Source organism: Nocardia sp. 852002-20019_SCH5090214 (assembly GCF_001665865.1).
GTDB classification, from domain to species: domain Bacteria; phylum Actinomycetota; class Actinomycetes; order Mycobacteriales; family Mycobacteriaceae; genus Nocardia; species Nocardia nova.
In genome coordinates this window covers 1-1,245 of record NZ_LZMK01000245.1, presented here as the reverse complement: position 1 = coordinate 1,245, position 1,245 = coordinate 1, and the positions used below count along the sequence as shown (strand labels likewise).

1 pseudogene is annotated in these 1,245 nt (G+C 69.2%); it reads right to left on the bottom strand.

Features of this window, described 5'->3' with window-relative positions:
* Positions 1-1,245: pseudogene (locus tag A5780_RS41095) on the bottom strand (hypothetical protein); the annotation flags it as partial.

The following is a 1,245-nucleotide window of genomic DNA, read 5'->3' as shown; positions in this document are numbered from 1 at the left end:
TAATCGATCGGCGGCTTGGCCCGCCCGGCCGCAGCGGCCAGGCGCTGAGCGCGCTGGTCCTCAGTCAGTCCGGCCTGGCGCAGGTTGTACTCCAGCAGCGCGAGGCGTTCGGGGCTGTCGTAGGAGGGCGGGCCGGGATTGCGTTCGGCGGCGACCTTTTCTCGGCGACCGGCCCACTGGTCCTGGACGGCGCGTGCGCGCTCGCCTTTCTTCTCGCAGGCGTCGTTTTCGACGGCGAGGAATTGGTTCACGTCGAGGCGGACGTGTTCGGGCACCCCGGCAGTGATCATGCTGTTGCGCAGCTGTTCCTCGGCTTGGGTGGCTTCGTAGTCGTCGCGACTGGTGCGCCCGGCCGCCAGCGCGGTCTGCGCGAGGACCACACGGTTGAGGTCGTCGCGGACTGCGCGGACAGTGCCCTCGGGCGCGGCCGCGGTCGACAAGATTTTTTCGATCTCGCGGCGGTTTTCCTCGGCGTAGGCACGCGCGTAGTTGTCGCGGCGTTCGCGCTCGATCGCGGCCGCGGACCGGTCATCGGCCAGCAGCGTGTCCGGCACCTGAGTTTTCCCGGCCTCGATATCGGTGAGCACGGCGCGCAGCTGGTCACGCTCGATATCGGCCAAACCCTTGCCCGACTTGATCGCCTTGTCGATCTGAGCGCGCATCACCTCGGCCCGCTGCCGCTGGTCTTTGTCCCACCTCGCCTCGGGGTCCTTGCCGTCGGGATCGAGGGCGATGCGGGCCTCCACGATCGGCGCCAGCGCCGCATACGCGCGCACGGTCGTGGCGAGCTCGTCGCGGTTGACGTGATCGGGCCACAACGGCTTACGCGCCTCGGCCGGGTTTTTGCGGATCTGTTTGCCCCGCTCGCGGGCCTTGGTCTGGTCCTCTTCGGTCATCACCGAGATCGCCTCGGCCAGCCGCGCCTGCACACCGACGGTGTCGTGCCCGTGCTGCAGGCGAACCTGGTAATCCGTGAGCAGGGTGTCGACCCGGAATTTGGCCTCCTCTCCCGGATCGACCAGCGGAGAGTCCATGCGGCGCAGAGCGGCGGCCGCCGCACCCGCACTCACGAGCCCCTGGGCTTTCGAGCCGGTGGCCGCGGCCCCGCCCAGATACAGGGCGACGAACCGGGCCTTGGTGGCGACCGGCTCGCCGATCCCGGCGGCCTGCATCTTCTTCGTCAGCGCCGTGAGACGGTCCGGGGTGGGATTGGTGCGCCACTGTTCGATCTGGGCGTACAGCTCC